This window comes from Paenibacillus sp. FSL K6-1096, assembly GCF_037977055.1.
GTDB lineage: Bacteria > Bacillota > Bacilli > Paenibacillales > Paenibacillaceae > Paenibacillus_AQ.
Map to the genome: position 1 here is coordinate 5,406,187 of NZ_CP150274.1, position 13,070 is coordinate 5,419,256.

General features: G+C 55.5%; 10 protein-coding genes. 8 read left to right on the forward strand and 2 right to left on the reverse strand.

All coding sequences use genetic code 11. From position 1 onward, the window contains the following. The first annotated feature begins 324 nt into the window (after positions 1–324). The 6 genes from MHI24_RS23995 (at position 325) to MHI24_RS24020 (ending at position 9,216) form a co-directional block, all read left to right on the forward strand. Entirely contained in the window at positions 325–2,592 is a 2,268-nt protein-coding gene (locus MHI24_RS23995; RefSeq protein ID WP_340022030.1) for an AraC family transcriptional regulator, read from the forward strand. Between the two features lie 381 nt (positions 2,593–2,973). After that, the gene (locus MHI24_RS24000; RefSeq protein WP_340022031.1) at positions 2,974–4,587 is read left to right on the forward strand and encodes an extracellular solute-binding protein; all 1,614 of its coding nucleotides are present in this window, start codon (positions 2,974–2,976) and stop codon (positions 4,585–4,587) included. Between the two features lie 73 nt (positions 4,588–4,660). Then, positions 4,661–5,563: an ABC transporter permease subunit gene (locus MHI24_RS24005; RefSeq protein ID WP_340022032.1), complete on the forward strand. Its 903-nt coding sequence runs from the start codon at positions 4,661–4,663 to the stop codon at positions 5,561–5,563. Positions 5,564–5,588: 25 nt separating this feature from the next. Then, the gene (locus tag MHI24_RS24010; protein WP_340022033.1) at positions 5,589–6,461 is read left to right on the forward strand and encodes a carbohydrate ABC transporter permease; all 873 of its coding nucleotides are present in this window, start codon (positions 5,589–5,591) and stop codon (positions 6,459–6,461) included. A gap of 37 nt (positions 6,462–6,498) precedes the next feature. After that, positions 6,499–7,443 (forward strand): TIM barrel protein, encoded by a 945-nt coding sequence (locus tag MHI24_RS24015; protein WP_340022034.1) that lies wholly within the window; start codon positions 6,499–6,501, stop codon positions 7,441–7,443. A 33-nt stretch (positions 7,444–7,476) separates the two neighbouring features. Further along, positions 7,477–9,216 (forward strand): hypothetical protein, encoded by a 1,740-nt coding sequence (locus tag MHI24_RS24020; RefSeq protein ID WP_340022036.1) that lies wholly within the window; start codon positions 7,477–7,479, stop codon positions 9,214–9,216. A 130-nt stretch (positions 9,217–9,346) separates the two neighbouring features. Here the strand turns inward: MHI24_RS24020 and MHI24_RS24025 are convergent, their stop codons facing one another. Beyond that, complete coding sequence (locus MHI24_RS24025) at positions 9,347–9,934, reverse strand: TetR/AcrR family transcriptional regulator (RefSeq protein WP_340022037.1); 588 nt, start codon at positions 9,932–9,934, stop codon at positions 9,347–9,349. Positions 9,935–10,070: 136 nt separating this feature from the next. Between MHI24_RS24025 and lpdA the strand changes: the two genes are divergently transcribed. Further along, entirely contained in the window at positions 10,071–11,465 is a 1,395-nt protein-coding gene (gene lpdA / locus MHI24_RS24030; protein ID WP_340022038.1) for a dihydrolipoyl dehydrogenase, read from the forward strand. Between the two features lie 178 nt (positions 11,466–11,643). Further along, positions 11,644–12,084: a DUF5680 domain-containing protein gene (locus tag MHI24_RS24035; protein WP_340022039.1), complete on the forward strand. Its 441-nt coding sequence runs from the start codon at positions 11,644–11,646 to the stop codon at positions 12,082–12,084. Positions 12,085–12,157: 73 nt separating this feature from the next. Here the strand turns inward: MHI24_RS24035 and MHI24_RS24040 are convergent, their stop codons facing one another. Then, positions 12,158–13,048 (reverse strand): LysR family transcriptional regulator, encoded by an 891-nt coding sequence (locus MHI24_RS24040; RefSeq protein ID WP_340022040.1) that lies wholly within the window; start codon positions 13,046–13,048, stop codon positions 12,158–12,160. Positions 13,049–13,070 lie beyond the last annotated feature (22 nt).

Here is a 13,070-nt window from a genome sequence, read left to right on the forward strand (position 1 = left end):
GAGGGATAAATCCCCCAGAGTTAGCCGGAGGTAGGCGAAACTGTTGGAATGAGAGGGACAAATCCCTCAGAGCCTAGCCGGAGGCAGGCGGAGCGCTGAAATGAGAGGGATAACCCCCTCAAGGTTAGTCCAAAGTTAGTCCCGTCACTCACATTGGCTTTATCTGGTTAGCTGGGGGAGAAGCACATATGCTATAATGGCAGCAATTCGGACCGGGGGGACTTGCTCCCCCTGCGGTTCACCGCCGCAACTCTTTGCGTTGCGGTGAGCATCAAGCCGCCGGGCTGCGGCCCTGGATCTTAACGGTTGTGAGGAGGATGTCTATTGTTCCGTACCTGGTATCGCCGGTTGCTGCTGTCTTATTTCCCTATATTTCTGCTGACGGTGACGATACTCATCTTTGCCTCATTTGTATTCATCAACGACATCTCCCGGATGGAGACGAAGAAGGCGGACCGCATCTCCGCCAGCTATGTAAGGGATAGTGTGGACCGTACGATCAAGGAGGCCGAGCTGTCCGTGCTGGAGGCGGTGGAGCGGAGCGAGGTCTACAAGCGTTATTTCAATACGCAGAGCCAGCCGGATCAGGCGACGGTCTATGCGGTGGCCCAGAGTCTGCGCAATCTGATTCAAGAATCCTCCTATATTCAATCGGTATATTTGTATGACCGCGTGAATGGAAGCGTTTTAACAGAGACGGGGCGGAAGGAGCTTGAGGGCTTCACCGATGAGGACTGGATCAGAGCCATGACTGCATCCGGGAGAGTGCCGGAGGGCTGGCAGCCGGTCAGGGATTACCGTTCGGACCTCTTCCAGCAGACCCCGATCCGTGTGCTGACCACCAATAAAGCGATGCCGCTGCCCTTCGGCTCCGGCGGGGTGCTCGTCATCAATATCAAAATGAGCGCCCTGGAGCAGCTCATCGACAGCATGGTGAACCAGCAGCTCTCCTTCATGACCGTTCTGGACAGCAAGGGGAATACGATCTACCAGGCACATTCCGATGCGGACGGCGCCGCTCACGGCAAGCTGCTCAATACGCTGCATCTGGAACGGAACGGCTGGACGTTCGAGAGCGGAATCAAGGGCGGGAACCTGTTCAGCTGGGTGTCGGTCATCTCCTATCTCTGGGTCGCGATTGCCGTCGGAACGGTGGTCTGTGCGATCCTGTATCTGGTCTATGTGACGCGGCGCAATTACAAGCCGATCCAGGTCATTATGAACCGGATTGAAGGTCACCATATCCGCAAGCTGGACCATTCCACCGACCGGCCGGACGAGATGATGCTGATTGACGGTGTGCTGGAGGACCTGATCAACCACATGACCGATTATGATACCAAAACCAGGGAGAACCTCCTGCTGCAGCGCAGCAAGCTGTTCACCGACCTGCTGCACAGTGAGCGGCTGGATCAGGCGACCCGGCGGCTGGAGGAGCTGTCCCCGCTGACCGGGGCCAATGCCTCCTCCCGCTTCATGGTGATGCTGGCGGAGATCAACCGCTATGAGCAGGTATTCGGGGACCGCTATACCCGGGGAGACCAGAATACGCTCAAGTTCGCGCTGATGAATGTGTTCCAGGAGCTGGCGCGGAATGCGGAGCTGCAGGCCTGGGCCGAGTGGGTGGGGACCGAACGGGCGGCGATTCTTTTCCTCGCTACAGGCAGTGATAAAGAGATGGAAGCCAAAATCCGCAGCTTCGCGGAGGACTGCCGCTCCTGGGTCGAGCAGAATCTGCGGATCACGCTGAGCTTCGGCATCGGCCCGGCCGCCGCAGGCCCGGAGCTGATCCGCGAATCCTATGCCGCAGCCGAATATGTCATGCAGCATAAGCTGCTGATTCATGAGGATGTTGTCTGGGCGGAATCCCGCGAGACCCGCCAGCCGCTGCTGGAGACGTACAAATACCTCCAGATGATCGCTGAATTCGTGAAGCAGTTCCGCACCTCCAGCAGTCAATGGAGGGAGCAGCTGGAGCAGATTTTTGCGGTGTTCGAGCAGGATTTCCTGAAGGATGAAGAGATCTATTCCTTAATCCAGGCCTTACTGCAGATGCTGAGCCGGGAGGTGGCCGTGATGTCCGAGCAGCTCCAGGATGAGCTGTCGGCGGAGAAAGCGCTGATCCGGCTGAAGCCGCTGGAGGAGGCCGAATCGATCGGTGAGGTGAAGACGATTCTGTTTGAATATGTTACCGATCTGTTCCGCACCTATGTGTCCGCCAGCGAGACCAAAAGCTACCGGGCCATGGTCAACGAGATGAAGGATTATATCGAAGAGAATTTTGCCAATCCCGATCTGTCGCTGAAGCATCTGAGTGACCGTTTCCAGATCTCCGGCAAATATGCCAGCTACCTGTTCAAGACCGAGTTCAAAATGAAGTTCGTGGATTTCCTCACCGAGCTGCGGATGAAGGAAGCGCAGCAGCTGCTGGAGGAGACGGATTATCCGCTGCAGGATATTGCGCTTCAGGTAGGGTATGCCAATGCCATTTCGTTCGGCAGGGTGTTCAAGCGGATTGCCGGCATCACGCCGGGCGACTACCGTACCGCCAAACGCCGCGAGGCCGCCGCTAAATCAGAAGCACAGGAATAGATGGAGCCGCCGCATAAAAGGAATTCAGTTTATCAGGCCGTACCGCCCGCCGCTGCCCTCACCAAGAGGCTGCGGAGCGCGATGCGGCCTGTTTTTTTGCTGATATGAAAGCGGTTTATTCTACGAAAATGGTTGGTCCGATAAACCGGATGTCCGAATTCAGGCCGGTTTGCCCATCCGAAACAGGTTTATTGTCAGCGCTATGAGTCGTATGGAATACTGTGGTCATCCCGGAACAACAAGCGGCCTTGAACACTGGGGCCGGCGCATACATGAAGGCGCATACATGAACCGGGACGCTGCAAAGGTACGGGCACACGGAAAGCTCGGGGGTATCATGAAGTCACCATTATAGCCTGCACAGGCGAAGGAGATGGAACAATGACAATGAACGCGAAACAGGGAGTTCTGAAGAAAGCAATGGCAATCGGCTTAACCACAGCAATGGGTGCGGCGCTGCTGGCCGGCTGTTCCTCGGACGGCAAGAACAGCGAAGCCGGAGGATCAGCAGAACCCGGGAAGAACGCCGAACGCGTCACCCTGAAGGTGGAGATCTTCGACCGCGGTAAAACTCCGAAGCAATATACCATTACTAATAACTTTATGTCGCAGATGATTCAGAAGAATTTCGGTGATCCGAATAATATCGATGTAGAATTCGTTCCGGTACAGCGTTCGGAGGAAGTGACCAAGCTGAACGTGCTGATGGCCAGCAATACGGATGTGCCGGATATTGTCTTCACTTATGATTCCAGTGTCTTCTACCGTTACGCCCAGCAGGGCGGGTTGACCGATGTGGGGGCCTTACTGGATGAGCATGGCCAGACGCTGAAGAAATTCATCGGCGATGAGACAATGGCCTTCGGCCAGCTCGACGGCAAGCAGTTCGCGATCCCGGGTAAACGGGCGATTACAGGCCGCTACGCTTCTTACATCCGCCAGGACTGGCTGGATAAGCTGGGTCTGCCGGTGCCGAAGAACACGGATGAGCTGTACACCACTTTGAAAGCGTTTAAGGAGAAGGACCCGGGCGGTCTCGGCAGCAAGAATATCCCGATGGGTATGTCGCTCGGCTCGGCGCAATTAGAGACGCTGATCTACTCCTTCATCAAGCCGGTCAGCGGCGACCTCACCTACAGCCAGCGCTACGAGCTGCCGCTGCATGAGGGCTTCAAGGATGCGGCCCAGTTCCTGAACAAGCTCTACAATGAAGGGCTGATCAGCAAGGACTTCAGTCTGGATGAAGACAAGACCCAGGTATCCAAGGATATTCAGAACGGCAACGTCGGCTTCTTCTCCGAGGATGTGGACAGCCTGTTCTATGCCGACGGCACGCTGGAGAATCTCTACAAGAATGTGCCGGGCAGCAAGCTGCTGCCGGTGGATGTCCTCACCAACGCCAAGGTGGACAACAAGTATATCAAATCCCGCTATGCCTCGAACGGCATGTACATCATGATTCCTAAGAGCAGCAAACGTGCGGTGGAAGCGGTGAAATACCTCGACTGGATGGCAACCGGCAACAATCTGATTGACATCTACAACGGTGTTGAAGGCGAGAACTACGATATGGTGGACGGCATCCCGGTTGTTAAAGAGAATGTCTCCCAGGAGTTCCAGGACCGTCTGTTCACTTCCGGGGACACCGCGATTATCTCCAACGGCAAGAACCTCGGCGATCAGGCGATGAATGAGAAAGCCTGGATTCTCGGATTCCCGGCGGCCAACCAGGAGGCGCTGAAGCAGTCGATTGATATTGCTAACACGGATACGATTGGTCCTATCGTCTTCGGCAAGCCGATTGAAGCCGAATCGAAATACGGCACTACGCTCAGCGATAAGCTTAACGTGATCATCGTGAAGACTGCAATGGCGAAGCCGGATGAGTTCGACACCGTATTCGAGCAGGAAATGAAGGATTACATGTCTCTGGGCGGAGACAAGCTGAAGGCAGAGCTGGAGCAGGGTCTTGCCGAGCTTCCGGCGGCTAAGTAAACCAATATAAAGTGAGAACCGGGGGAGCGCCACGCTGCTCCGCCCGGTTTTTCCCCTTAGGAGGAGAGTAACCTTGAGCAAAGCGTCCTATATCAGACGGTACTGGCAACTGTACGCGCTGCTGTCACTGCCCATCATCTATTTCCTGATTTTCCGCTATGGCCCGATGTACGGGGTGCAGATTGCTTTTAAAGACTTCAACCTGTTCCAGGGGATTAACGGCAGTGAATGGATTGGCTTCGAGGCGTTCCGCGAGGTCTTTGGCATGAAAGAGTTCTACAGCAGTCTGCGCAACACATTTATGCTGAATTTTCTGGATTTGGTGGTCTCTTTTCCGGCCCCGATTATCCTGGCAATTATGCTCTATGAGATCAAGTCGGTCTGGTTCAAAAAAGTATCGCAAACGCTTCTCTACATCCCCCACTTCATCTCCTGGGTCATCATCGGGGGGATTGTCTATCAATTGTTCGGCAACCAGTCCGGTATGGTGAATGGCCTGCTGGAGAGCATGGGGCTGAACCCGATTCCCTTCCTGACGGAGAAAGGTCCGTGGCTGATTACTTACCTGTTCACTGGTGTCTGGCAAAGTGCCGGCTGGGGAACCATCCTGTATCTGGCGGCGCTTACCGGTGTTAACCGCGAGCTGTTCGAAGCTGCTGAGGTGGATGGGGCTACCCGGATGAAGAAGATCTGCTACATTACGCTCCCGAGTATCAAACCAACCATTGTCACGCTGCTGATTCTCAATCTGGGTAAAATGGTCAGCATCGGCTTCGACCGTCCTTACGTAATCGGGAACACGGCGGTGCGTGAATATTCCGATGTGCTCAGTACCTTCGTCTACCGGATTGGTCTGGAATCGGGCCAGTATACGCTGGCAACTGTAGTCGGATTGTTCCAGGCGGTGGTAGGGCTGGTATTCATTCTTGGCTCCAATTATATATCGAAAAAAGTGACCGGCGACGGCATTCTATAATCATGATGAAAGGAGGCGGAGTACGATGAGTGAACGTACCTCTAACCGGATTTTCGATATTGTTAATGTCACCTTTGTAGCCCTGTTCGTGCTGTTCTGTCTGGCTCCGTTTGTACACGTCATTGCGGTGTCCCTCAGCTCCACGCGGGCCATTACCTCCGGGGAAGTGACGATTTTTCCGATTGAGATCAACTGGAAGGCTTATGTGCAGGTCTTCACCGACAATGCGATGATCCGTTCGCTGATCTTCACGATTATTCTGACGGTAGCTACCACAGTGCTGTGTATGCTTTTCACCATCGCTGCTGCTTATCCGCTGACCAAAAGCAAGCTGAAGGGCCGCAAGCTGTTCATGTACGTGATCATCATCACCATGTTCTTCAGCGGCGGGATCATTCCGGAATACCTGCTGATCCGGGACCTGCATATGATCGATACGGTCTGGTCGCTGATTCTGCCCGGGCTGGTCAGCCCGTTCAACCTGATTATCCTGATCTCCTTCTTCCGCAATATCCCGCCGAGCCTGGAGGAATCGGCCGAGATTGACGGCAGCTCGCATTTCCGCACGCTGATGAGCATTGTGCTGCCGCTGTCCATGCCGGTTATGGCTACGCTGGCGCTCTTCTATGCGGTCGGGCGCTGGAACGGATTCCAGGATTCTCTGATGTATATTAATAACCCCGATCTGTATCCGCTTCAGCTGAAGCTGTTCCAGATGGTCCAGAACAATATGATCACCGAGCTGACCCAGCTGGAGGGGGCCAACCGCACCAAGCTGCCGCCGGAGAGCCTCAAGGCCGCAACCGTTGTCTTTGCAACCGTTCCCATTCTGGTCGTCTATCCTTGGCTGCAGAAATATTTCGTCAGCGGTGTTATGCTAGGAGCTGTGAAGGGCTAGTTCACAATACTTAGGCGTTACGAGAGGAGAGGCTGTAATGGAGGATAAGGGAGAATTCTCCTTCTCCACCTGCTGGAATATGAGACGTCATTCTACAGGTGATGGCTTGCTGCGCGAGATCCGGGAGCTGGGCTTCCGCCGCGTAGAGCTGAATTATAATGTGACAGAGGAAATGCTGGTTACGATCGAGCCGATGATTGAACGGGGGGAGATCGGCATATCGAGTGTCCATAATACGTTCCCCCACGTTCCGGACCGCGACTATGGCACCGATTCCGTGCTGCTTGGCTTCGAGGATAAGGATAAGCGGCAGCGGGCGGTTGATCTGCTGGTCCGTTCGGCGGAATACGCCCACCGCTACGGCGGAGAAGCAGTGGTGATCCATCCGGGCGAGGTGCCGTTCACGTATGATATCTCCGGGGAGCTGGAGCAGCTCTACAATACGCAGGGCAAGGAATCGGCGGCCTACCGCAGCAAGTGGGCAGAGCTGATGGAGCGCCGGGAAGCGCACAGCGCCGGGTATGTTCAGACGATCATCGAGAGCCTCGATACAGTCTGTAACCGCGCGGTGTCGAAGGGGCTGAATATCCGCTTCGGCATCGAGACCCGCTCCAAGCCGCAGCAGATCCCTACGCTCGCGGAAGCGAAGACGATTATCCAGGCGCTTAAGGGAGCGCCGGTCGGCATCTGGTATGACACCGGCCATGCCATTATGATGGACCGCCTGGGACTGTACGACAGCATCGGCGAGATGGATGGCCTGATGGATGATATTGTCGGCGTCCACATCCATGAGACGATCGGCCTCGACGACCATTGGTGTCCTTATGTGAACAGCGGAGATCCCGACTTCTATGATGCCTATCTGCCGATGATCGAACGGGCGCAGGTCAAGGTGTATGAGCTGAAGGCGGCCTGCCGCCCGGAAGAGATTCAGGAGAGCCACCGTCTGCTTACAGCCAAGCTGGCCGGCCGGAAATAAGTATTTACGAGAGAGCCGCAAGGAGGAAGCACCATGTACAAGCAACTGGTGAACAGCAATGACAGAGCTGTGGAGCAGGGGCTGCCCCGGCAGATGCTGGAGCCGGACAGCCCCTATTACGGAGGGACCATTGATCCCCATACCGGGATCGCCTGGGTGAATCATACGACCGGGACCCCGACCGATATGTGTTACTGGGGAGCCGCTCTGGTGAACCCGGATTCCCGGTACTACCGGAATGAGGAGCTGCTGGACCGCTTGAAGCTGGCTTCTGCCTTCGTGCTGCGCTTCCAGCATGAGGACGGCTCGATCTCGCCGGGCTGGACGAATTACCATTCGCCGCCGGATACGGCCTTCGTGGTGGTCGGCTATGCCCAATTGTATCAACTGCTGGCGAAGGAGGCATGGCCGCCGCTTCAGCCGGTGCTGGACGATATGCGCCTGTTCCTGGAGCGGACCATCCCCGTCATGCTGACGGGTGGTGTGCATACGCCGAACCACCGCTGGGTGATGTGTGCGGCGCTCGGATTCCTGCATGAGCTGTTCGGCGTGGAGGAAGCGAAGCAGCGGGCAGCCCAGTGGCTGGCCGAAGGCATGGATATTACGCCGGACGGGGAATGGACCGAACGGAGCAACGGCATCTACAGCGCCGTCAGCGACATTATGCTGATCCATGCCGCCCGGCTGCTGGATCAGCCGCAACTGCTGGAGCCGGTCCGGCGGAACCTGCACATGATGGTCTATCTCGTCCATCCTTCGGGCGAGGTCGTGACCGATTATTCCGGGCGGCAGGACCTGGGCGTAATGCATGACCTGTCTCCGTATTATTTGCCTTATGCCATCCTGGCCCGCGCGGACAAGGATGCTACGCTTGCAGCCATGGCGGAATGGGCTGGCCGCTCCCTGGCTGATCCCGGCGTCTGCTCGGTGAATGCGCTGGTGCGCATGCTGCTGGAGCCGGAGCTGCAGCAGCCGCCGGAGAGCACGGCCGAGCTGCCCGTACAGTATGAGCAGATTCTGAACGGGGATTTCCTGCGCGGGCGCTACCTTGAAGGCATGGAGAAAGCGGGCCATCACGGGCAGATCTTCCATAGCCGGCTGCATACCGATTTCGGCGCGCCGGTGGCCCGGCTCCGGGACGGGGCGACCAGCGTGACGCTGATCACCGAGACGCCTTCCTTCTTCGCGCTGCGCCACGGGGCGGTCAGGCTGCTGTCGGTGCAGCTGAACACCAGCTTCTATCCCGGCTTCGTGCCGATGCAGGAGCTGACCCGGCTGCCTGAGGGCTATTCTCTGAAGGGTGTGCAGAAGAAGGGCTACTACGGTCCGGTAGCTGCTGAGCAGCTTCCGCCGTCAGCAGCTGCAGACGTCAGCCCCTGGTATCTGTTGCCGCACCATAAGCGCCCGCTGACCCATGAGCAGACGCTCTGTGTGGAGACCGAGGTGCACCGGACAGCGGAGGGCTGGACCATCCGGCTGCGTTGCGCGGAGCCTGCACAAGTCATGGCCCAGCTCTCCTTCAACTTCGGTTGGGAGGGCAACCTCACCTCAGGCGAGCTGCAGACGGTGCATGAGGACTACTGCCTCTGGAGCGGCGGGACGCTCCGCTACTCTTACGCCGGGGATTGGATCGAGCTGACCGGCGGAGAGCAGGCCCACCGCAGCCGTTCTGCCCGCGAGGCCTCGCAGCAGAACAGCTGCAAGTCGGTGCTCGTCAATCTGGTCACTCCGTTTGACAAGACCTTTACGCTTACGCTGTCTCCTTCCAGTTAGGGAAGGGCGGGTTTATGAGACATTGTAAAGACACCAGCATCTGCTATCTGCGGATGCTGGTGTCTTTTGGCGTGGAGATGGGGACGGCCGGCATAATGAGGTGTATTAATGCCTCACATCCCCCTATGTCTTAATTGGAATGCAAGGCACTTTCTATCATACGCTTTGCCTGTACTTTGCCTGCCAGTAATAGATCATCACTGAGCTTAGGGTCACTGACCGCCCGTGCGAGAGCTATTGTACCGACCATGCTGCTTACCAGCGCATAACCGGCCGAAGGATCAATTTCCGCCAAATTTGTAATAAACGCGATAAGACGCTGCAATTCACGGGTGTAGGCTTGCCGGATTGTCCCGGATAATTGGGAAATCTCACCGGAGACAGCAGGGAGAATACAGCCCGTTTCTGTTTGATCCCGGTGGAGGGGGCTTAAATAGAAATCAATGACCGCCTCTAGCTGAGTCTGTTCTGCGTCTTGGTGGGTGTCAGCAACCCGCTGCAGCATCTCAATGGTGTCACTAATGGCGAACTGGCAGGCCTCTATCACAAGCTGATCTTTATTTTCGAAATGGGCATAGAAGCCCCCATGCGTCAGTCCGGCACCCTTCATGATATAAGGCAGGCTGATGTTTTGAACGCCATGGGTCCGAAATGCTTTTGCGGCACTGGTGAGGATATGCTGCCGGACTCTGAGCTTATGACCTTCCGGATAAGGCATCTCTGTTCCCTTCCTCCATCTTGATTTCAAAATATTATATCCATCATATTATCTGCTGTCAATTGGTTGACTGACTTAAAATATGATGATTATAATATATTACGATCATAATATTTTAACTCGGGGGTGTACGGCAATGAAGCAGTTAGAACCGGTAGATGTCTTAGTGATTGGATCAGGCCCGGGAGGTTACGCGGCAGCCTTACGCTCGTCGGAGTTTGGCATGAGTACAGCTATTGTGGAGCGTCATCAGATTGGCGGAGTATGCACTAATGTAGGGTGTATTCCATCGAAAGCACTGATTGCCGAAGCGGAACGGTTTGCCTTGCGCAGACAGTGGGGCGCTGTTCCGGAGGGGCATTCCTTCGCGGAGGCGCAGGCGTTCAAGCAAGCGGTTGTGAATAAACAGTCCGGGGGCGTCCGTTTTTTGCTGAAAACAGCCGGTGTTACCGTTCTGGAAGGTGAGGCACGCTTGACCGGTCCGCATACTGCTGCGGTTCATCATGCCCAATCCGGTGAGCAGCGGATCAGCTTCAAGCACCTTATACTGGCTACGGGCTCCCGCCCGGTTGAGATAAGAGCGTTACCCTTCGGCGGCCGTATCCTGTCTTCTACTGAGGCGCTGTCCCTGCCTGAGATTCCTGACAGTCTTGTTGTGGTCGGCGGCGGTTATATTGGAGTGGAGCTGGGGCAGATGTATGCCAGATTTGGAACGAAGGTTACGATCCTTGAGGGCGGCGGACGAATACTGCCCGGATTCGAAGGAGAGCTGACCGCACCTGTAGCCCGCCAACTGAAAGAGGAAGGTGTAACGGTCATTACAGGGGCACAAGTTACGGGCGCTCACCAGCATACGAACGGTATTGATCTGCACTATCAGCATGAGAATGAGCAACGCGTGATCCAAGCTGAATATGCGCTGGTTACGGTCGGAAGACAACCGAACACGGACGGAACTCTGGGTCTGGACAACATTGGCTTGGCCCGTACCCCCCAAGGTCTGATTGTAACGGATGAGCAGTGCAGAACGTCAATTCCGCATATTTATGCCATCGGCGATATTATCCAAGGTCCTGCCCTGGCCCACAAAGCTTCTTATGAAGCGAGGGTTGCAGCAGAGGCCATTGCGGGTAGACGGACTGTGATCGACTACAAGGCACTTCCGCTGGTTGTGTTTTCCAGCCCTGAATTGGCCAGCGCCGGATTGAGCGAGACGGACTGCAAGCAGCAATCCATCCCCGTTGTCGTTGGCAAATCGGTGTTCTCCATTAATGGCCGGGCACTGGCTCTGAAGGAAACGGAGGGTTTTGTGAAAATAATCGCCCATGCAACGTCAGGCCTTGTATTGGGGGCGCAAATCGTAGGCGCTGAAGCCTCCTCCCTGATCTCCGAGCTGTCCCTTGCTATTGAAATGGGAGCGACGATCGAGGATTTGGCCATGACCATTCATCCCCACCCGACGTTGGGCGAGGTGATTATGGAGGCCGCCGGACATGCCAGCCGGAAGATAGAAATGCAGCTTCAGCAATAAGCATGATAAAAGTAAACCGCCGCAAGTCTGCTGAGTAATCAGGCTGCGGCGGTTTATTTGTTGCTTCATGGGATGCGGTGACATACTGTTTTATTTTGCTCTCGTGAGATAAGTCACCGCCAATAACGGAACGTATGTTCTATAATGAGCGCATCTTAGTGTCTGGAGGATGATCATTATGTTGGAGCATATTCAGTTTCTGATCGAAGCCAAGAAAGCTACTTATGCCGGACAAGGTCCGCAGGGACAACCCTCCCGGCCAGCCTCCCATGATCTGGAGTTCATGCGCGGGAACCTGAAGTACATAGATACCTACCTGGGCGCAGAGAAGTTCGCCGGAGAAGAAGCGTTGTGGGAGGATGACAAGCCATTCTGGGCGATGAATTACATCGGGAGGGTGACGGCAGCAGGCTTCAGCCCGGACTTCCTGAAAGCGGCGTTGCTGCTGGTGCCGGAGGAGAGGCCTTTTCGCGGACCTGAGCATTATACGGATGGCGAGCATATCTACACATGTGCAGTAACCGGCGAATTCGGATGGTTCAGCGGGGTTGAGGAGATATGGACAGGCGGGACGAAGGTGTATGAATGTGTGTTTCATGGAGGAACGGTCAAGGAGTAATACGCCTCCAGGGCTGTATCTATAGCAACCGGGAGGCTCTAAGAGATTCAATGCTCATATTCTCCTGTGGTTCTCACACCGTTCTGCTCTGAAAAAAATCAATCAGCGATTCCGACAACTGCTGCTGTGCTTTGCTGATGAACCGATCCGCATAATACATCAATTCCAGGTGGCGGCAGGGGGCAGGCTCGGCGATCGGAATGGATACAATATCCGGCCATTCAGGGTTCTGCTTTAACAGCTCCCTCGGTTGTATGGCTGCACCTATCCCGGCCGCAACCAGCTGCAGCAAGGAGGCGGCCGATCCCGCCTCCATAACCGTATTTAGTTCAAACCCTTGCTCCCGGCAGACATCATCCACCAAATCCCTGCCCAGATAACCCTTCGGGTACATAACGAGAGCATGCCTGGTCAGTTCTTCAAGCGCAACCTCGTTTCTGTGGGCCAATTCATGCGAAGAATGGACATACAGATCATAGGGCTCGCTTCCCAGCGGAATCTGAACCAGCCGTTTATCCGCAGGCCCGCGGAGTCCTATACCGAGATCTACTTTATGCGCCAGCACTTCTTCCCTGACATGGATCACCGAGTATGCGCGCAGGTTGGTGTCAGGATATAGCTTCTTGAATGCGACAAAGAGCGGTACCAGATGAAAATCAAGATCGGAGGGCAACACGGCTAGACGGACGGTTCCGCGCTTCTCGGACAATAGCTCCTGGATGGCATTCTTGGCATCCATTTCCGCCTGAAGCATTCTCATGCCGTATTGATGCAGCAGCTGGCCTGCTTCGGTCGCTATGACTTTTTTGCCGATCCGGTCGAACAGAGGCGTGCCTACCTCTGCCTCAAGCAGACGAATCTGCTGGCTCAGCGTCGGCTGTGAGATGCCCAGAATCTCCGCAGCCTTCGTGAAATGAAGCTGCTCGAAGACCGCCATGAAATACGTGATATTACGCGTATCCATCTCTCTGTCCTCCTATTTAACA

Bases quoted from the DNA above. Each gene is read 5' to 3' on its own strand.
- MHI24_RS24000 (WP_340022031.1), top strand. From the start codon at position 2,974: ATGACAATGAACGCGAAACAGGGAGTTCTGAAGAAAGCAATGGCAATC.
- MHI24_RS24010 (WP_340022033.1), top strand. From the start codon at position 5,589: ATGAGTGAACGTACCTCTAACCGGATTTTCGATATTGTTAATGTCACC.
- MHI24_RS24015 (WP_340022034.1), top strand. From the start codon at position 6,499: ATGGAGGATAAGGGAGAATTCTCCTTCTCCACCTGCTGGAATATGAGA.
- MHI24_RS24020 (WP_340022036.1), top strand. From the start codon at position 7,477: ATGTACAAGCAACTGGTGAACAGCAATGACAGAGCTGTGGAGCAGGGG.
- MHI24_RS24025 (WP_340022037.1), bottom strand. From the start codon at position 9,934: ATGCCTTATCCGGAAGGTCATAAGCTCAGAGTCCGGCAGCATATCCTC.
- lpdA (WP_340022038.1), top strand. From the start codon at position 10,071: ATGAAGCAGTTAGAACCGGTAGATGTCTTAGTGATTGGATCAGGCCCG.
- MHI24_RS24035 (WP_340022039.1), top strand. From the start codon at position 11,644: ATGTTGGAGCATATTCAGTTTCTGATCGAAGCCAAGAAAGCTACTTAT.
- MHI24_RS24040 (WP_340022040.1), bottom strand. From the start codon at position 13,048: ATGGATACGCGTAATATCACGTATTTCATGGCGGTCTTCGAGCAGCTT.